The organism is Flavivirga jejuensis, from assembly GCF_030540765.1.
Lineage (GTDB): Bacteria > Bacteroidota > Bacteroidia > Flavobacteriales > Flavobacteriaceae > Flavivirga > Flavivirga jejuensis.
In genome coordinates this window covers 542677-563688 of sequence record NZ_JAUOEL010000004.1, presented here as the reverse complement: position 1 = coordinate 563688, position 21012 = coordinate 542677, and the positions used below count along the sequence as shown (strand labels likewise).

Genomic DNA, 21012 nt, shown 5'->3' with positions numbered 1-21012 from the left:
GCCTACAACTTATCCATTTTCTTCAAAACAAATAATAGTACAATAGGCAATGCTAATAAACCAATCATAAGTAAATTGGTTTTAAATAACTCAGGCGATACGATTAAAGTAATAATATATCCACCTATGGCACCACCAAAATGAGCATCATGCCCTATATTACCTATTCTTTTCTTCATCCCGTAAATGGAGTATAATAAATAACCAATTCCGAAAATATATGCTGGTATAGGAATAGGAACAAAAAACATATATAGATCCATTCCTGGTCGTAATAAAATAGCAGCATATAAAATCCCTGTCACTGCGCCACTAGCTCCCACTGCGCTATAGTGGTATTCATTTTTATGAAAATAAAGCGATAACAAACTCCCCATTAATAAGCTACCTACATAAATTAAAACAAAATAAAATGGATTTAAAAGTATGGTAACTACAGGTGCAAAGAAATACAGAGTAAGCATATTGAACAATAAATGCTGTGTATCTACATGTAAAAACCCAGAACTGAATAGTCTGATTTTCTCACCTCTTTGTACACCTCCTATGTGAAATTTGTATTTATCAAAAAAACTATAATCACCAAATCCCTTATAAGATATGATGACATTTGCTGCTATTATAATTATGGTAATTACATCTAATTTGCCCATGGAGTATAAACGTTTAAAATCTATTTAGCATATATTTGCCGCTACAAATCTAAAATTAATTAATGCAATTTCTAATTTATATTATTGTTTATCCTTTTTTATGGTTTACATCCAAGCTTCCATTCAGATTATTGTATCTAGTTTCTGATGGTCTTTACATACTTCTTTACCATGTAATAGGCTATAGAAGAAAGGTTGTCAACAATAATTTAAGGCTTGTTTTTCCTGAAAAAACCGAAAAAGAAATTACTGCCATTAGAAAAAAATTCTACAAACATTTATGCGATATGTTTTTAGAAATGGCAAAAACCATGTCTATTTCTGAAAAAGAATTAAAAAAGCGATTTAAAATAACCAATCCAGGAGAATTTAAACGTTTAGAATCTTTAAACAAGAGTATTATTTTAATATTTGGACATTATGCCAGTTGGGAATGGTCTATTGTGCTTCAAAATTATCTAAACTTTAAAGGCTATGCTGTTTATAAAAAGTTAGCAAACCACCATTTTGATAAATTAGTTAGAGACATTCGGTCTAAATTTAATACAACATTAATTAGCACCAAAGAAACTATAAGCATTATCAACAAAAATGAGTCTAATGGGATTAAAAGTATTACTGGTTTTTTAAGCGATCAATCTCCTAGATTAAGCAAAGATGTATATTGGAACGAATTTATGGGTATTAATACGCCATGCTTTACTGGTGCAGAACGCTTAGCAAAAAAATTAGATTTATCTACTGCTTATTTAAAAGTATCAAAAATTAAGCGGGGTTTTTATGAAGCAGAAATTATAGTACTTGCAGAAGACTCCAATATGTATAAGGATTACGAATTAACAGACCTATTTCTTAAAGAAGTAGAAAAACAAATCCATAAAGCCCCTGAGTATTATTTCTGGACACATAAACGCTGGAAACATAAAGATGAATTTTCGAAATAGTCGCTTCTTAGTTAAGCAAAGCTTACGACTAAAGAATCTTTAGATATTAATTATAAAGATTCTTCGCTGTGCTATGAATGACAAACGATTGAAAATTAATCATTTATAAAATCCGTCAATGGTAGCACTTCGGCTGCGCTCAGTACAGGCTTCGTCGAAGACATTATATTATAAACCTTAGTTTTTAATAGCATTTCGACTCCCTTTTTCACTTGCTTTCAGTGTTCCTAGGCTTTTTAAAGAAAGTTTCTATTTTATTATTTACTTTTAGTTCACAAATCTTATTTGATAAATAGGAATTCATGAATCTTCGATTTCTTTGCGCATCCAAAAAAATAACAAAAGAAAAATAGTTTTTAGATTAAACTATTAGCTTTCGCAATAGCTCCAATCTCCTCGATAAACTTATCCGCCAAAGTATCTGCTTCTTTTTGCGATTTAGCTTCTGTATATATTCTAATTATAGGTTCTGTATTACTTTTTCGAAGGTGTACCCAACTTTCAGAAAAATCTATTTTAACACCATCAATAGTGGTTAGTTGTTCATTTTGATAACGGTTTTCCATATCTTTTAAAACCCCATCAACATCTAAATCTGGCGTTAATTGAATCTTCTTTTTGCTCATAAAATAATTAGGATACGTTTTTCTAAGCGCACTAACACTTATATTTTTATCAGCCAATAAACTCAAAAATAAAGCAACTCCAACTAACGCATCACGTCCGTAATGAGACTCTGGGTAAATAATACCGCCATTGCCTTCTCCTCCAATTACAACTTTATTCTTTTTCATAAGGTTTACAACATTCACCTCACCTACCGCACTAGCTTCATAAGTACCACCATATTTTTCGGTTACATCTTTCAATGCTCTCGTAGAACTCATATTACTAACAGTATTTCCAGGTGTTCTACTCAATACATAATCTGCACAAGCGACCAAGGTATATTCTTCACCAAACATCTCGCCATTTTCATCCATAAAAGCCAAACGATCCACATCTGGATCTACTACAATACCAAAATCTGCTTTATGTTTTTTAACTTCAGCAGATAAATCGGATAAATGTTCTTTTAAAGGCTCTGGATTATGCGGAAAATGCCCGTTTGGTTCACAATATAGTTTTATAACATCGACACCTAAACGTTCTAAAAGCAAGGGGATAGCAATACCTCCCGTCGAATTTACACCATCTACGACTACTTTAAAACGCGCTTCTTCAATAGGTTTAACTGTTACCAAAGGTAAATCTAGAACCTCTATAATATGTAAATCTATATAAGCTTTATTCTTCGTTATCTTTCCTAAGCTATCTACATCGGCAAAATTCATACGGTCGCTTTCTGCTATCTCTAAAATTTTAGCACCTTCAACAGCATCTATAAATTCGCCTTTTTCATTTAACAACTTTAAAGCATTCCATTGTTTTGGATTATGACTTGCAGTTAATATAATACCGCCATCTGCGTGTTCCATAGGTACAGCCACTTCTACTGTTGGTGTTGTAGAAAGTCCCACATCAATCACATGAATTCCTAAACCTACTAAAGTATTCATCACTAAATTTTGAATCATTTGTCCAGAAATACGAGCATCCCTACCTACTACAACACGGTAGTTTTCTTTTTCTCGGTTTTGTTTTAACCAAACGCCATAGGCTGCCGCAAATTTCACAGCATCGATAGGCGTTAGGTTTTCACCCACTTGTCCGCCAATAGTTCCTCTAATTCCTGAAATTGATTTTATAAGTGTCATAAGTCTTTTTTCAAATTAAAAAAGCAAATATACAATTACAAAATTGGAATACTAAAATCGGAATTCGTAAATTTCACAAATGAACTACTTAGCACATATTTATCTTTCAGGCGATAACGACCTAATTACTGTTGGTAATTTTATTGCAGATGGCATTAAAGGGAAAAGTTATAAAAAACATTTAAAAGATATTCAAATTGGTATTTTGTTGCATCGAAATATTGATACATACACTGATGCACACCAAACGGTGAGATTAAGTACAAAAAGGTTACACGAAAAATACGGACATTATTCTGGTATTATTGTAGACATCCTTTACGATCATTTTCTTGCCAAAAATTGGAGCAAATACTGTACGGTTCCTTTACATAAATATGTAGCTGATTTTTATAATTCTTTAGAAACTCATTATGACCTGCTCCCTTTACGAATACAAAAAATGATGCCGCATATGATAGCTGATAACTGGCTTCTTAGTTATGCTTCCATAGATGGTATCTCCAGAGTATTGAATGGTATGAACAGAAAAACAAAAAATAAATCTGGCATGCATGAAGCCGTCGTTGAACTTGAAGAATTTTACAAAGAATTCGAAAATGAATTTACGCTATTTTTTAATGAGTTGATTATCTTTTCTAAACAAAAACTTGAAGAACTAAATAAAATATAAATTTATGAAACAGCTAGTATCTATCTTATTATTATTTACCCTCTGTAATTCATGTAAAAAAACCGTTGCTCCTATAAAAACAGGTTTAATAGCTGAACATGCTATGGTCGTTTCTGCACGAGTAGAAGCCTCAAAGATTGGTAGTGATATTCTTAAGAAAGGAGGTAATGCTTTTGATGCCATGGCAGCTACGCAATTAGCCTTAGCTGTTGCCTACCCATATGCTGGAAACATAGGTGGTGGTGGTTTTATGATTTACCGAAAATCGGATGGTGATATTGGAGCACTAGATTATAGAGAAAAAGCACCGTTAGCAGCCACTAAAAGTATGTATTTAGATGAAAAAGGCGAAGTTATTCCCGAAAAAAGCACCATAGGAGCTATGGCAGTAGGCATCCCTGGATCTGTTGCTGGTATTTTTGCTGTGCATGAAAAGTTTGGTAGCCTACCTATAGAAGCCATCATAAGACCATCTATTAACCTAGCTTTAAAAGGCGTTATTGTTACAAAAAAGCAAGCAGCAAAAATAAAAAGATACCAACCTCTTTTTTTTAAAGCTAACAAAGATTCTATTCTATTTAGTAAAGCATGGAAAGAAAAGGACACTATTAAATATCCAGCACTTGCAAAAACATTAGAACGTCTTTTAATACATGGAAAAGATGAATTCTATAAAGGAGAAACAGCTAAACGCTTAGTAAGGTTTATTCAAGAAAATGGCGGTATTATAACCGAAGAAGATCTAGCGAAATATACCGTTAAATGGCGTAAGCCTACTACATTTATGTATGATGATCTAAAAATTATTTCTATGCCACCGCCTTCTAGTGGAGGTGTTTGTTTAGCGCAAATAATGACGATGGTTGAACCTTACGATTTACATGAATTCGGACATAATTCTGTTAAATCCATTCAAGTTATAACAGAAGCCGAACGACGAGCTTTTGCCGATAGAAGCTTTTATTTAGGAGATCCTGATTTTGTTAATATTCCTGATGACACATTAATAAGCAAATCTTATTTAAATGATCGCATGCGTACATTTTCTTTTGAAAAAGCAACATTATCTAGCGATGTTTCTCATGGAAACGTTCAAGTAGTTGAAAGCGACGAAACCACCCACTACTCCATCGTTGATCCATTTGGTAATGCCGTATCTGTTACCACAACTATAAATGGGGCTTATGGATCAAAATTATACTGTTCCGATCTAGGATTCTTTTTAAACAATGAAATGGACGACTTTAGTAGCAAGCCTGGGGCGCCAAATATGTTCGGACTTATAGGAGGTATTGCAAATAGCATCGTTCCAGAAAAACGGATGCTAAGCTCTATGACACCAACCATTATTGAAAAAAACGATAAACTATTCATGACCGTTGGTACACCTGGAGGATCCACTATTATAACATCTGTTTTACAAACCATTCTGAATGTCCATGAATTTAATATGACCATGCAAGAAGCCGTAAATGCACCTCGTTTTCATCATCAATGGTTACCAGACGAAATTAGAATGGAACCAAATTCGTTTGATAATACATCCATTCTTCAACTCCAAAAATTAGGATATTCTATAAATGAAAAGGATTCTCCTATAATTGGTAAGGTCGATGGAATACTTGTTTTAGATGATGAATTGTTAGAGGGTGGTGCAGATCGTCGAGGAGATGATACTGCCATCGGTTTTTAACCTTTTTTTTTTACTAACACAATACTATTTAATAATTTAGAGCTTATATTTAAAAAAATGACATAAAGGTTTTATGGCAAAGAAATCAAAAAAAATATTTAAAATAATATCTGGGGTAATCATATTTTTCACTTTACCTAGCTTATTGTTCTTTGGTTTTTTATTCTTTAAATACAATGAAGACCTACCTACAGGCATTCAAGGCAAACAAGCTGATGCCTTAGCTTATAAAATGCTTAAGGCTTTAGATTATGATGCTTTTAAAAACACCAATCATATTGAGTGGACCTACAAGAAAAGACATCATTATAAATGGGATAAAGAAAAGAACACCTGCGAAGTTTTCTGGAAAGATTTTAAAGTGGATTTAGATCTAAACGATCATAGCAAAAGTAAAGCTTACATACATAGCTTTAACGTTGAAAACGATATGACTAAGGGGTTACTTTCAAACGCCTTAGAATATTTTAACAACGACTCGTTTTGGCTGGTAGCTCCCTATAAAATCTTTAATAAAGGCACAGAACGCAGACTTGTAAAACTTGAAAATGGAGACGAAGCTCTTTTAGTTACCTACACCACTGGTGGATCTACTCCTGGAGATTCTTATTTATGGCTATTTGATAACACAGGAAAACCAAAAGCCTTTAAAATGTGGACATCTTTACTTCCTATTGATGGTTTAGAAGCCTCATGGAACGATTGGATAACCACAGAAAGTGGTGCCAAATTGCCCACGTTTCATAAATTACTTGTTTTAGGTTTGGAGATAAGTGATATTAAGGGAACACAATAACTGTTTTCTCAAGAATCTTCAGTATATAAGCAAAACCCATTAATCACATGTTAAAAAACCTACAAAAAAATAAGGTTTCCCCTTATTAGTGCTAAGGTAAAACCTTAGCTTTTTCTTACTAAAATTGTCGAGCTTTATAAGCACATTACAAACCATAAATTAATGTACTTATGAATACACGATTATTCCTCTTATTAGGTTTTATATTAACTTTCAAAATAGCTATAGCTCAAGACTTACCTGAAATAGTATATCCATCTCCTACAGCAGCAGCTTTAGGTGAATATGGAAATACACCTATATCCTTATCTACTGGTACTCCAAATATTAATATTCCTCTTTGGGAAATTAAAGGTAGAAAACTAAGTGTTCCTATATCATTATCCTATAGGGCTTCTGGTATAAAAGTAGAAGAACATGGTTCTAAGGTAGGTTTAGGGTGGACGCTTAATGCAGGAGGTGTTATTTCTAGAGTTGTTAAAGATGAAGAAGATAATAGTAATCAAGGAATGTCAAATTCACCTGCGATTGGTGATCTACTGTCGAGATTCTCTGACACTTACTATGCCATTCATGATGGCTTAAGATGGATTCGGGATTATTATGACAAAGAACCTGATCTCTATTATTATAATTTCTTAGGTTATTCAGGGAAGTTTGTTTTTGATGATGCTGAGAACCCTATAGTGTCTCCAGATATTAATTTTAAAATAGCTTTGAACAATAATCCTTTAGACCCTATGCAAATAATAGATGCTAATGGAACTATTTACACATTTGGATATTTGGAACACGAAACAGGAACAGGACATGTAACGGCTTATTATATAACAAGAATAGAAAGTTACGACTTAACAGAATGGATTGATTTTGAGTATATACAAGAAAAATACAAAACGCTTACAAATGATAGAGAAGAAACTTACATAAGCCATAGCCAAACTATCAATGCATTAACTTATCAGTACGCTAAATCCCCAACAAGTTATGGGCAAAGACTTTCTAAGATAACGACTAGTTTTGGGGAAACTGTAACCTTTAATGGCGGAGAAGTACGAGAAGATTTACGTGATTCAAATTTAATAGAAGAAGCCAAAAGACCAAAAACTATTGGAGGTATTGAAATAAGTTATTCTGGAAATTGTATAAAAAAGATAGATTTTGATTATGAATTTATAGAATCGGAAACACCTGGTCGTGTAAATGGGTCAACTACTAGTTACAATTGGGCAAATAAACGCCTTTATTTAAAATCCTTAACAGAGACAACCTGTAATGGTGATGATATAAAAACGCATGCATTTAAATATTATGGGAGAACTGCTGATAATAAAGACATGTTACCTAATAAATTATCTTTTGCACAAGATCATTGGGGTTATTTTAATGGGGCAATTACTAACACTTCTTATAGGCCTGCTTTTTCAGGAGACGTGCCGAAAATAAATTATTCTCATACCCCAGAATATGTAAACAGACAAGTTCCTGGAGCTGATCGTGAACCATCATATCCGCATATGGAGTATGGCACACTAAAATCTATTACGTACCCTACGGGAGGAGAAACGGAATTTGTTTTTGAGCAACATACTAATATATTATCTGATTATACTTTTAACAATTTTAATAGTAATGCTGGTGGTTTACGAGTGGCAGAGATAAAAAATAAGATAGATGGTTCAGTTGTAAAGCATAGAACATTTACTTATTCAGGAGGGCAATATGCAGATTATCCTAATTATGGAAATAGTAAAACGGTTTTTAGAACTGTAATAGATAATCATGATATTTCTCATTATCATATACATCCTGCATATAGGTGGGACTATTATATGGATGGTGTACCTTTCGGATCCAGTGACATTAATGATAATCCTAATGAAAATTATTTTTACAAAATAGGATCTGGTAATCCTATAGCTTTAGGAACCACTAATGGTTATCATTTAAGTTATGAACGTGTAACTGAAAAGGAAATAGGAAACGGAAGAATAGTTCATAATTTTACTGTACCAATTTTTTTAGGCCTGCTAAATAGTACAGTATATTGGTTTCGCAGATATGCTGGTTCTATTGTTCAAGCATATAATTTAGGTTCTTTTGATGCAGAAAGTTATGAGTGGCCTTATAATAACAAAAGAATTGATTGGAGTTGGAGAAGAGGATTACCTACATCTAAATTTTACTATTCAGAAACAAATGAACTTATTAAATCTATTGGGTATCAATATGATTATGTACAATTAAAGGGTACTAAAAGAAAAATTCAATATAATTATCTAACGGGAGACTATCAACTTTATTTAGATTATGATGTCCCCATGACTGGTTTAACTTTTAAATATACTGAGTTATATCATGCAGATGGCATTAAGCCAGAAGAGACGTATTATTTGGCAGATTATGAATTAGGTTTGGGAGTTGCTTTAATAAATAAAGAGACCATTACAGAAAATGGGGTTACTACAATTAAAAATCACACATACAATAATCAAAACCAACTAACATCAACTTCTTTTTCTAATAGTAAATCAGAAACCATAGTCTCAGAGAGTAAATATCCTCAAGATTTTGCAGCGCCTAATAATGTATATCAAAAAATGGTGGATGCAAATATTATTAATCCAGTAATTGAACAAAAAACAAAAAATGGAGCAGTAACATTATCAACTTTAAAAAACAATTATGAAGATTGGGGTAATGCAATTTATGCACCAGATATCATAAAGTCTTCAAAAGGCAGCGATGCATTAGAAGATAGAGTTGAGTTTATAGGTTATTATAACAATGGGAATGTACAAGAAGTCAAAAAGTCTGATGGTACTCATATTGTTTACATCTGGGGTTATAATGAAAAATTTCCCATAGCAAAAATAGAGAATGCTACATATTCAGAAGTATCTAGTCAAATTACTAATTTACATACAAAATCTAATGATGATGATGACAGAACTGTTGATGTTATAGATAGTAGCGGAGTTGTAACTAGCTATGTAGGTAATGAAGGTCAGCTACGTGCTGCTTTAAACACGTTAAGAAACTTATCTGATGCATTGGTCACCACCTACACTTTTGACCCACTTATAGGGGTAACAAGTATTACAAACCCCAAAGGCTATACGATGTATTATGAGTACGATGATTTTAACCGATTAGAGCAGGTAAAAGATGCTAATGGTAAGATACTATCTCAAAACGAATACCATTACAAAGGGCAACAATAAAGAATCAACACCCATCTACAATCCTAAAACAAAAAATATCATTATGAAATCACACATATATATTATCGCATTCATGTTAGTGCTTTTAAGTATCCCACAAACACTTAGCGGGCAAACTATTCAGGAAGAACTCATTGGCACTTGGACTTTTGATTATCAAGCCTCTTTAAATAGTATGGCACAAAAATCTAAAACTCATTTTAATGAAATGAATACCGTAAGAAAAAGCAAATTATCTAGTACTTATAAAAACCGAAAAATCACTTTTAATACAGATGGTTCTTATGTACAAGTTTTGTCAGATGGTAGGACTACAAACGCCAATTGGGCTACAAATACCAATAACAACTTAGCAATTACGAACCCTAATGGCAAAACCGTATTATTTAAAATTAAAAAACTAGAAACAAACAGCTTAATCTTAAGCCAAATAAATACTACTGGTAGTATGAATATTTTATTTACCAATTGGCATTTAACTAAAAACTAAGTTATTATGAATACTATAACAATAAAAAACAACAAATTTTATATACAAGCCCTAGTAGTATTGGTAATGTGTTTAGTGTGTTCCGGTAGTTTTTATGCACAAACCTATAGCATTGATGGACCTACAACTGCTAATGTTGGAGAAACTAAACCTTATATATTTTCAGATACCAATTCAAATACACTAGGTTCTGGGTATTCTTATTTTTGGTATGTTGGTTCTGGAGCAACAATAACAGAATCGAGTAGTAGTTCATATTTAGGTTATAATGATCCCGATATTTCTATTTCTTGGAGTTCTGCTGGCACTAAAAGTATTACTGTTGATGTGGATGATGATTTTTTTACTGAATATTATTATGATAATATAACTGTTACAATAATTAGCCCTGTTTCTACTCCTACTTTAAGTTCAGTAACTCATCCAACCTGTAGTCTTTCAACAGGAAGTTTTTCTATTACAAATTATAATGCGTCTTATACTTATTCCGTAGTTCCATCATCTGGGGTAACTATTTCAGGGGCAACTATTACAGCTCCCCAAGGAACTTATTATGTATCCGCTACCTTAAATGGAAACACATCAGCCTCTGCAAGCAAAACGGTTAATGCTCAGCCCTCAACACCCTCAACACCTTCAGTGGGTACCATTACACAACCTACAATTAGTGTAAGCACAGGAAGTGTAGTGCTAAGTAACTTACCTACCGGAACTTGGGTTATTAACCCAGGAAATATAACGGGCTCTGGTTCAAGTAAAACAGTTATTGGCTTATCAGCTTCTACCACTTATAATTTCACAGCAACTAATGCTTCTGGATGTATATCAGCAGCTTCGAGTAATGTGGTTATTAATGCGCAACCTACCGCTTCCACTTGCGGTCCTAGCGATGAAAATTATGTATACACCATAACACCCCAAATAGAATCTACAGATGTATCTCAAATCACACAGGACGATAACAAGATAGAGTCTATTGCTTATTTTGATGGATTGGGCAGACCTTTGCAAAGTATTGGCATTCGTGCTGGAGGAAACAGAGAAGATATTATTACGCATATTGCATATGATGAGTATGGCAGACAAGATAAAGATTATCTACCCTACGCAGAAACTACACAATGTGGAACTTATAGAGCAGATACTGAAAATGCAACTAAAAATTACTATTACAACGCCACCAGATTTGATGATGATTTTATAGGACTAACCCAAACTACAATAAATCCATATTCACAAAAAGAATTAGAAGCCTCTCCTCTGGGTAGAGTATTTAAACAATCAGCTCCAGGAGCTGATTGGGCATTAGGTGGAGGCAATGAAATAGAGTTTGATTATGAAACCTATACCGCTTCAGGGACTAATGTGAGAATTTATAGTGTAAGCCTTAGTTTTGCCAATAATACCTATACTCCAACATTAACAGGAGGCACTTCAAATTACGAAGCAGGAAAACTTTATAAAACCGTTACCAAAGATGAAAACCATAGTGTTGGAAATGATCATACCACCGAAGAATTTAAAAACAAACAAGGGCAGGTTATTTTAAAACGAACTTATGAGTCTGGAGTAGAACACGACACTTATTACGTATATGATGACTATGGAAATTTAACCTATGTATTACCACCAAAAATGGATGCATCATCTACTACAAATATATCTACAATAATAAGTCAATTAAATGATTTAGGATATCAATATAAATATGACAATCGTAATAGATTGGTAGAAAAAAGAATCCCAGGGAAAGACTGGGAATACATTGTATACAATAACTTAGACCACCCCATACTAACACAAGATGCTATACAAAAACAAAATGGCGAATGGTTATTTACCAAATACGATGCCTTTGGTAGAGTAGCCTATACAGGAAAAGCAACTAGTGTAATTAGCACAACACGTAAAGCTGTACAAGCTGAAGTTAACGCAATAAATGGAAATTTATGGGTTACACAAAGCACAAATAGCACAAATTATGGAGGCGTTAATATGTTTTATAACAATGGGGCTTACCCAACTACAGGCTTAGTAACACTTTCAGAAATACTTACTATTAATTATTACGATAGTTATGTAGACCGACCAACAAGTGCACCAACCTCTGTCGTACTTATGGAATCCGCTACCAACGAAACTAATACGACCTATGTAAAAGGACTAGCTACTGTAAGCAAAGTTAAAGTACTAGATGTAACTGGAACCAATGTTTGGATTAATACGCTAAGCTATTACGATACAAAATCTAGACCCATATATGTATATAATGAAAATACTTATTTAGGAACCGTTGATATTATTGAGAGTAAATTGGATTTTGTGGGCAAACCACTTAAAAGCAAAACGACACATACCAGAAATGGAATAACCATTGCCACTATAGATAATTATACATACGATCATGCTGGACGATTACTAACACAAACCCAATGTATTGGCGATCAAACCATGGGATACACCTGTTCTGGTAGTAGTGCCACTGCTGTAGATTTAGCCTTAACAGGAGATATTACTACAGATCAAGTTGCTAGTAATAGTATAATAATAACAAACGGAACTATTTTTCCGGATACACGCTTATGGATAAGCCCAGAAATACAAGAAGTTATTGCAGACAATACTTATGATGCATTAGGACAATTAGAAAGCAAAGGTGTAGGTGGCATATTAAACACTAACAGGTTACAAACGGTTGATTATACTTATAATGTTAGAGGCTGGCTAAAACAAATTAACGACCCTACAACATTAGGTAATGATTTATTTAGCTTTAAAATCAATTATAATACCACAGAATTAGGATCAACAAATACCGAATTATATAACGGAAACATTAGCGAAACTATATGGAAAACAGCTAACGATGACAGCTCAAACTCAACAAGGGCTTATGCTTATACCTATGATGCTTTAAATAGAATTACCAGTGCAGATTATGGTATAAAGTCTAGTAGTAGTTTTAATTTATCATCTGGGTTTGATGTTGGAATAGATGGTTATGATAAAAATGGAAACATCCTATCTTTATGGCGGGATAATATTACTGACAACAATAAAATCGATCAGCTTACTTATGCTTACGATAATAATGAAGTAAGTAATAAATTAAAAGTAGTAAATGATACTTCTGGTAGTACGGAAGGTTTTAATAATGGTGCTAGTTCTACTGATGAGTATAGCTATGATGTCAATGGCAACATGACCCAAGATGATAATAAAGGGATTACAGCAATTACCTACAATCATTTAAATTTACCAACACAAGTAACATTAGCTTCTGGAAATATTTCATATATTTACGATGCGACTGGAGTAAAGCTTAAAAAAACTGTAAGCACAGGAGCTACAACTGAGTATGCAGGTAATTATGTATACGAGAACAGTTCTTTGAAATTCTTTAATCACCCTGAGGGGTATGTTGATGTTGATAATGGTGCATATGAGTATGTGTATCAATATAAAGACCATTTAGGGAATGTGAGGTTGAGTTATAAAGACAATAACGGTACGTTAGAAATATTGGAAGAAAATAACTACTATCCTTTTGGTTTGAAACATAAAGGGTACAATAATAATGTAACTTCTACCAATATTGCGCTTAAACGTAAGTTTGGTGGTAAGGAGTATCAGGATGAGTTAGGTCTTGATTGGTATGATATTACAGCTAGGAACTATGATCCTGCTATTGGTAGGTGGATGAATTTAGATCCGTTGGCTGAACAGATGCGAAAACATTCTCCTTATAACTATGTATTTGATAATCCAATTCGTTTTATAGACCCTGATGGAATGGCACCTGTGTGGGAACCTCTCGGTAATGGTAGATGGAAAGCACAAGCTGGAGATAGTGCTTCCACTCTAGCTAGAGATGCAAATATAACCTTTGAGGAAGCCAAGGTAATAATGGCGAATACAAAAAAAGATAATATATTAGGTAATATGGGTACTTATATAGACTCTAATGATGGTATAGAGAAATCTGCTGTTGACACTGGTGATGTAGTGGATTTAAATAATGTTGATTTTTCACAATTTGGTGATAATCCTGTTTCAGACGTTTCTACTACATTTGGAGGCAATGGAGACAATGGTCACTATGACCAAGTAACAGGTGAGTGGCAAGTCACCGTTGGAGATAGTGTTTCCTTTTCTTCTAAGGATTTTCATATGTTTGATATGAAAGATGGTATTGATAGTGAAACAATTGAATTAGCAGATGAACTTGGTGGAGGTGTACTTGAAGCAATATTTGGTAAAGGAGCTGGCATGATAATGTCTACTCAAACACTAAATGATGGTGAGACATCTCAGTTAAACGAATACAGAGCTAGAAATATAGCTAAAGATGCTGCAAAGAACTACAAAGAAAAACATGAAAATGACAAAAAAGAATAATATTTTAAATCAAAGTAATATAACAAATAGGGTGAATGAAAATATCATATTTTAAAAGTTTTATAATAACTTTAATTTTTATTGTTTTAGTCATTATTGATAATGAATTAAAGCTGTACAAATATGGTATTCCATTTATTACACTTTCGTATTTTGTTGCATGTCTATTCTTAATAGATCGCAAAATTATAGATTATAAATTATTGAAATTTAAGGCTAAAGATGTATTTATGGTCATAATTTCAGCGATAGGGTTTTACATAGTAAATTTAATATTATCTATTGTTCCTTATATAATCACAAGTAATAAAATTACAATACCAATTGACGTAGTTTATAGTGTTAAAAACATAACTATTTTAATTTTAATTGTACCCATCGCAGAAGAGCTATTTTTCAGAGGTTTATTAACACACGGTATTAGTTTAGTACATAATAATAAATCAGCTGTATTGGTTTCTTCTATAATTTTTGCACTATTACATTATTATTCTGGGGGTATTTTAATAGCCTTTTTAGGAGGCTTATACTTTGGATATATCTATGTTAAAACTGAAAATATCTTTCTTTCAATAATTGCTCATATTTTTGCAAACACTATAATTTTATTCGATGAAAGAATTATTGAATTCATTACGAACAAAATAGATTTAACATCTAATATTTTCATGTTATTAGTTTTATTTATAATTGGGGTAACAGTCTGTATTTTTTCATTAAAAAAAATAAGTCCCGCTGGGTCATAGTATGCCCCTGCTAGTCCTCGTATGGCTAGCCCCCTGCTAGCGCTCGTCCAATGTCATTAAGTTAAGGGTTTATTTATTTAATTTTCACTTGTTTAGCATTGTTTTTGCGATTGGTTTTTCGTATATTATATTCATAATCAAAGCTTTAATATATTGAAAAAAAAACCCCGCTAGTCCTCGTATGGCTAGCGATCGTTTGCAACGAGTGCCGTTCTGAGTAAGAAAACAACAGAAGTTATGATTTTATGTCATAGCTTTTGTATTTTAGAAGCCATAAAAATAATCCATAAGAAAGTAGAAAAGAATGGCTATTATGAATGTTTGAGCAAGCAAGCAAAAAACAAAATAATGTGAATAAATATCAATTTTAGCAACATCATAATAAACCTATAGAATGCTGCTGACTGGAAATATTCTAACGCCAGAAATTACCAAAAGAATCATACTGTTTTAGAAATAGACGCTATTGTTTTTTTGGATAGAGAGTTAGAATAAAGGTTAAAACTAATATAAAAAACAGGTACGGTACTCGTTACAAACGAGCACTAGCTGGGGTAACGAGTGCCGTTACCAGTAAGAAAACAACAGAAGCTATGACATAAAAATCATAGCTTTTTGTATTTTAGAAGCCATAGACAATAATCTACAAGAAAGTAGAAAAGAATGACTATTATAAATGTTTGAGCGTGCAAGCAAAAAACAAAATAATGTGAGTAAATATCAATTTTAGCAACATCATAATAAACCTATAGAATGCTGCTGACTGGAAATATTCTATAGCCAGAAATTACCAAGAGGATCATACTGTTTTATAAAAAGACGCTATTGTTTTTTTGGATAGAATTAGAATAAAGGTTAAAACTAATAATAAAAACAGGTACGGTACTCGTTACAAACGAGCACTAGCTGGGAATAACGATAAGAGCATCAATATTTGGGGTAGTTTTACTGCTACTGAAATTAGTACATCTGTTGATACAGATGGTAATGTTCAAGGTCCAACAATAGAAAATGGGAATTTTGATGGAGATTTTAACTTAGGAAAAGGAAAAACAGTGTCTCTAACTGCTAAAGACATATCTACCGTGGGTGTTACTGGTAAATTAGGTCCAGCTAAAGCTTCTCTAAGCATAAATTTTTATAATTTAGCTTCTGGTTTATCAAAGACAGTTGAAGGAGGGGTTAATTATTTAGCAGAAAGAGCTAGTAGTATTCTTAATTGGCAACCAAATTAAATATTTGTAATGAAAAAAATTATAGAAAAATATAGTAAAAAACCTGAAAACTTATTTAAACTTTTGTTTGTCAATTTTTTATTTGCATATACACCTTTTGCTTTATTATTGGGATTCTTGTCATTATTTGATTTAGTGCCTGTCAATTTTAATGACGAGCAAGTTTATGGTATAAAAGGATTTCTCGTAGTTATATTATTTATTCCTTTTGTTGTATTTATTTTGAGTTTTTTTACTTGGCTATATTTTGTAATTGGTAATTTTTTCTTAAATATATTTAAAAAACTTTTTTTATGAAATTTCTATTGTGCATATCATTTTTTATTCTACCATTAAATCTTATATCTCAAGATACTTTGAAAACAAAATTTTATAGTATTGAAATTCCTGAGTCTTTAACATACGAAAGACTTAAATCTGACAAAGAAGATTTATCTAATACAGACGTTTTTAAAATAGTCGATTCTAAAAAGCAGGATATAAAGTATTTGATTTATTTAATGTCAAACAAATTAAATAGCAATGCTGAAACACTATCAGAGAATAATTTAAACGAATACTTAAAAGATTTAGGAAAAGTAGAAATACTAAACCATGAAAAAATCTTTTTTAAAAACTCAGAAATTTTTAAGTTAAAATTGTCATTAGGCAAAGAAATCATTGGAGTTGTATATTTGACCAATGTTAATAATGTTTTATATAGAATGCTTTTTATGGTTCCGGATAAATTTTATACAGATATTAAAAATGAGATAGATTTATTGCTCAGTACTACTTTGTTTTTGAAAGATAATTGGGATGACGTTTAAGGCATGAGTACCTTACAATTAGCAAAATTATTTAAAAACGAAGTCCCCCGCTAGTCCTCGTATGGCTAGCGATCGTTTGCAACGAGTGCCGTTACAAGTAAGAAAACAACAGAAGCTATGATTTTTATGTCATAGCTTTTTGTATTTTAGAAGCCATAGAAAATAATCCACAAGAAAGTAGAAAAGAATGGCTATTATGGAATGTTTGAGCAAGCAAAAAACAAAATAATGTGAGTAAATATCAATTTTAGCAACATCATAATAAACCTATAGAATGCTACTGACTGGAAATATTCTAACGCCAGAAATTACCAAGAGGATCATAATGTTTTAGAAATAGACGCTATTGTTTTTTTGGATAGAATTAGAATAAAGGTTAATAATAAACAGGTACGATACTCGTTACAAACAAGCACTAGCCGGGTATAATCAGCATATGGATGCAAGACAACCTAGTTCTTTATTTTTAGAAAAAGTACTTCCAGTAATGATTAACATGCATAAGACAGGTAAAACAGGACTTAGTAAAAGTGAAATAAAACAAAGGTTATTAAAATACAAGAATTAAAATGAAAAAGACACGATTTATAATTTTCTTGCTTCCCATAGTACTACTATCTTTGAGATGTGATAATGAAAAAAGGGTTCAAGATGAAACCATTTATTCAGATATAATCTCTAATTTAATAGATGATAATTATGAATATGAAGGGTTAAATGTTTATTTAAAGAACAAAGGGATAAGCATAGAAAATGACTCAATTGATATTGATTCTCTACACAATGATTATCTGAGATATAGAAAACCGAAAACAAATAAAAGATTGTATATTTCTAAAATGTTGAAGCCAATTGATTCAGATGAATTAAAGATATTAAAAGATGAAAGAAAGTTAAGTTCGATATATGTTTTTGAGGATAAAGAAGAAAAACTTCTTGATTTAGATTTAGTTCAGTCAAAAAAGTTTGATTTAAAAAGCATGAACAATGACATTAATTTTGATTTAGATATTGGGGCAATTGAATTTTCAAGAGTTTATTTTAATTTAGAAAAGAATCAAGGTATTTTATATTTTAAGTTTTTATGTGGTAATTTATGCGGTAATGAAAGCTATATTTTTATTAATAAAGAAAATAATCATTGGAAAATTACGAAAAAAGAATTGATTGCATCATATTAAAGCCCCTGCTAGTCCTCGTATGGCTAGCGATCGTTTGCAACGAGTGCCGTTACAAGTAAGAAAACAACAGAAGCTATGACATAAAAATCATAGCTTTTTGTATTTTAGAAGCCATAGAAAATAATCCACAAGAAAGTAGAAAATAATGGCTATTATGGGTGTTTGAGCGAGCAGGCAAAAAACAAAATAATGTGAGTAAATATCAATTTTGGCAACATCATAATAAACCTATAAAATGCTACTGGCTGGAAATATTCTAACGCCAGAAATTACCAAGAGGATCATACTGTTTTAGAAATAGACGCTATTGTTTTTTTGGGTAAAAGTTAGAATAAAGATTAAAACTAATAATAAAAAACAGATACGGCACTCGTTACAAACGAGTACTAGCCAGGGTTTACTAAATATTGATAACTATGTATAAATTTATCTTCTACAATTTATATAAGATTGCAAAAAAAACGGAAAAGGCTTGGATGCCAAATTTGAGGATGCCAGAAGTGATAGCTTTATTTTCTCTGTCTATTTTAGTTATGCTAAATTTGATAACTCTATTTGTTATTGTTGTACATGGATTCAATATTGTTGAAAATTTTAAATTAAAGTTAATTCATGTTCTAATTGTCATCTCATCTATAATATTTTTTAACTTTTATTTATTTACAAGCAAAAATATTTAATAATTGAAAAACATTTTAAAAGGAAATTATTTAGCAATAGTAAAATAAAAATAGTTCTTTTCTGGCTTTATATTATTTTAACTTTTGTAATAATAATAATAATGGTTTTTGAAGTTCTTGGTAATCGACCAAATTAATAATCACAGTGCTCTCGATAGCGAGGATGCTGATGGCAATATATCTACAAGCCCTTGCTAGTCCTCGTATGCGCTAGCACTTCGTCTTTGACGAGCGCCATTACGAGTAAGAAAACAACAGAAGCTATGATTTTTATGTCATAGCTTTTTGTGTTTTAGAAAGAACTTTTTAAATATGTAGCTGTAAATATCATATAAACAGTATTCTTAAAGGAATCAATTAAGCTATTTGATAAACACATAAAAACATATCAAAGTGAATCATAATAATTTACTACCACGCCATGCCTGTCCCTATCAATGGCATAATAACCAATGGCGACAGCTCGGCTTCTTTCTTCCATCATAGCCTGATAGTGACCACCATCTGGTCCTTCCTCATAAAAAAGTTTAGGCACCCACCAAATTGATTTTTCAACAGTTCCGTTTGAGGTGTCACCGCCTCGTCCACCACCAGCAGCACCCTGTGATTTCCAGCCACATCCATCACTCCAATGAGAAACATCATTTTCCACAGCTAATCTAGCCTCACGAGCAGCACAAAGCTCATATTCAATAGCACGTACATAAGGAGGTAAACCATGCATAGAACGATACTCATTAATCTGATTAAGCCCATACTCCCCTACATCAACATAACCACAGTAAGGATCATCTACCATTAGTTGCATTTCGCCATTGTTGCATAGGTTTTCAGGATTCCCATCACCATCGGGCAATCCACCTACTAAAGAGGTTGTTAATCTAGACAGAACTTCATCATCATCAATTCCTAAATCTATCATTGTTCCATGCTGTGGCGAATCATCTTTAGAGCAAGAAAATGATAAAAAAAGAAGCTGTAAAAAAATAACTAGAAGCCATTTATAAGACTTCATTCGGGAACATTTCATAATATATATAGTACGCTTTATAGATTTGGGAATCTTTAAAACGAATTTACAGTTTCAAAATTCTAAACTAAAATAAAATCGTATTAATTCGATGAACGTAACTATCTAAATATAAAATAGTCTGTTAATATTCTATTCTAAAAAATATACAAACCCATTACTTACTCCGTTGCCCTACAAAATTATGACTCTTCGATTTAAACAACACATTAAAACTTGTCAAGCTACCATAAATTCTGGTAATATATTGTTGCAAATCTATTTTACCCTGTTCATCCAAATCACTTGAATTTATACGTTGTTCCATAACACGTAATCGATCTCTAACCATCGTTATTTTATGGAAAAAGGTATCTATTGGTAACTCATAAGACTTTAAACTAGTATCGGCTGGTTCCAAAATGAGTCTACCGCCTTTATATTTATCTGAAATAGGCACAATTTCACTAACATCACTCCATTTTTTCAAAATACTCACCAAACTACTTTCTACATCAAAAAAGCTTACGGCATCCACATCACCATCAGCGGCTTCAATAATTTCAAAATCGCTATCTAAATCTATGGTTTCCAGTCCACCTTCTATAAAAGTCACCCAATAATGCTGCGTAGTCACGTTAGTTACAACACCTTTCCCGTATTCCGAATGATTAATTCTTGATCCTATTCCTAATAATTTCATAAATAATATTTTTATCATTTT

The 21012-nt window shown here is 32.2% G+C and carries 16 protein-coding genes; 12 read left to right on the top strand and 4 right to left on the bottom strand.

Annotated features, from left to right (window positions below; genetic code table 11):
* Positions 1 to 2: 2 nt before the first annotated feature.
* On the bottom strand, positions 3 to 653 hold the full coding sequence (locus tag Q4Q40_RS13955) for a rhomboid family intramembrane serine protease (RefSeq protein ID WP_303302483.1): 651 nt from the start codon (positions 651 to 653) through the stop codon (positions 3 to 5).
* A 62-nt stretch (positions 654 to 715) separates the two neighbouring features.
* Between Q4Q40_RS13955 and Q4Q40_RS13950 the strand changes: the two genes are divergently transcribed.
* Positions 716 to 1597, top strand: coding sequence for a lysophospholipid acyltransferase family protein (locus Q4Q40_RS13950; protein ID WP_303302482.1), 882 nt, complete (start codon positions 716 to 718; stop codon positions 1595 to 1597).
* Positions 1598 to 1953: 356 nt separating this feature from the next.
* Here Q4Q40_RS13950 and glmM read toward each other — a convergent pair whose 3' ends face one another.
* Positions 1954 to 3354: a phosphoglucosamine mutase gene (glmM, locus tag Q4Q40_RS13945; RefSeq protein WP_303302481.1), complete on the bottom strand. Its 1401-nt coding sequence runs from the start codon at positions 3352 to 3354 to the stop codon at positions 1954 to 1956.
* 79 nt (positions 3355 to 3433) lie between these two features.
* On the opposite strand from glmM, the gene Q4Q40_RS13940 reads away from it, so the two are divergent.
* From Q4Q40_RS13940 to Q4Q40_RS13890, 11 genes are all read left to right on the top strand, one after another.
* On the top strand, positions 3434 to 4027 hold the full coding sequence (locus tag Q4Q40_RS13940; RefSeq protein ID WP_303302480.1) for an acyl carrier protein phosphodiesterase: 594 nt from the start codon (positions 3434 to 3436) through the stop codon (positions 4025 to 4027).
* Between the two features lie 4 nt (positions 4028 to 4031).
* Positions 4032 to 5720, top strand: coding sequence for a gamma-glutamyltransferase (ggt, locus tag Q4Q40_RS13935; RefSeq protein WP_303302478.1), 1689 nt, complete (start codon positions 4032 to 4034; stop codon positions 5718 to 5720).
* 73 nt (positions 5721 to 5793) lie between these two features.
* Positions 5794 to 6516: a hypothetical protein gene (locus Q4Q40_RS13930; protein WP_303302477.1), complete on the top strand. Its 723-nt coding sequence runs from the start codon at positions 5794 to 5796 to the stop codon at positions 6514 to 6516.
* A gap of 170 nt (positions 6517 to 6686) precedes the next feature.
* Positions 6687 to 9740 (top strand): RHS repeat domain-containing protein, encoded by a 3054-nt coding sequence (locus tag Q4Q40_RS13925; RefSeq protein WP_303302476.1) that lies wholly within the window; start codon positions 6687 to 6689, stop codon positions 9738 to 9740.
* 43 nt (positions 9741 to 9783) lie between these two features.
* The gene (locus tag Q4Q40_RS13920) at positions 9784 to 10230 is read left to right on the top strand and encodes a hypothetical protein (RefSeq protein ID WP_303302475.1); all 447 of its coding nucleotides are present in this window, start codon (positions 9784 to 9786) and stop codon (positions 10228 to 10230) included.
* Between the two features lie 6 nt (positions 10231 to 10236).
* Positions 10237 to 14628, top strand: a complete 4392-nt coding sequence (locus tag Q4Q40_RS13915) for a DUF6443 domain-containing protein (RefSeq protein ID WP_303302474.1) — start codon at positions 10237 to 10239, stop codon at positions 14626 to 14628.
* A gap of 35 nt (positions 14629 to 14663) precedes the next feature.
* Positions 14664 to 15374, top strand: a complete 711-nt coding sequence (locus Q4Q40_RS13910; RefSeq protein WP_303302473.1) for a CPBP family intramembrane glutamic endopeptidase — start codon at positions 14664 to 14666, stop codon at positions 15372 to 15374.
* Between the two features lie 833 nt (positions 15375 to 16207).
* Positions 16208 to 16609: a hypothetical protein gene (locus tag Q4Q40_RS13905; protein WP_303302472.1), complete on the top strand. Its 402-nt coding sequence runs from the start codon at positions 16208 to 16210 to the stop codon at positions 16607 to 16609.
* Between the two features lie 9 nt (positions 16610 to 16618).
* Entirely contained in the window at positions 16619 to 16906 is a 288-nt protein-coding gene (locus Q4Q40_RS13900) for a hypothetical protein (protein ID WP_303302471.1), read from the top strand.
* Positions 16907 to 16965: 59 nt separating this feature from the next.
* Entirely contained in the window at positions 16966 to 17418 is a 453-nt protein-coding gene (locus Q4Q40_RS13895) for a hypothetical protein (protein WP_303302470.1), read from the top strand.
* A gap of 569 nt (positions 17419 to 17987) precedes the next feature.
* Positions 17988 to 18599 (top strand): hypothetical protein, encoded by a 612-nt coding sequence (locus Q4Q40_RS13890; protein ID WP_303302469.1) that lies wholly within the window; start codon positions 17988 to 17990, stop codon positions 18597 to 18599.
* Positions 18600 to 19667: 1068 nt separating this feature from the next.
* Here the strand turns inward: Q4Q40_RS13890 and Q4Q40_RS13880 are convergent.
* Both Q4Q40_RS13880 and Q4Q40_RS13875 read right to left on the bottom strand, forming a co-directional pair.
* Positions 19668 to 20294: a CAP domain-containing protein gene (locus Q4Q40_RS13880; protein ID WP_303302468.1), complete on the bottom strand. Its 627-nt coding sequence runs from the start codon at positions 20292 to 20294 to the stop codon at positions 19668 to 19670.
* A 172-nt stretch (positions 20295 to 20466) separates the two neighbouring features.
* Positions 20467 to 20991, bottom strand: a complete 525-nt coding sequence (locus Q4Q40_RS13875) for a DUF8685 domain-containing protein (protein WP_303302467.1) — start codon at positions 20989 to 20991, stop codon at positions 20467 to 20469.
* Positions 20992 to 21012: the final 21 nt, after the last annotated feature.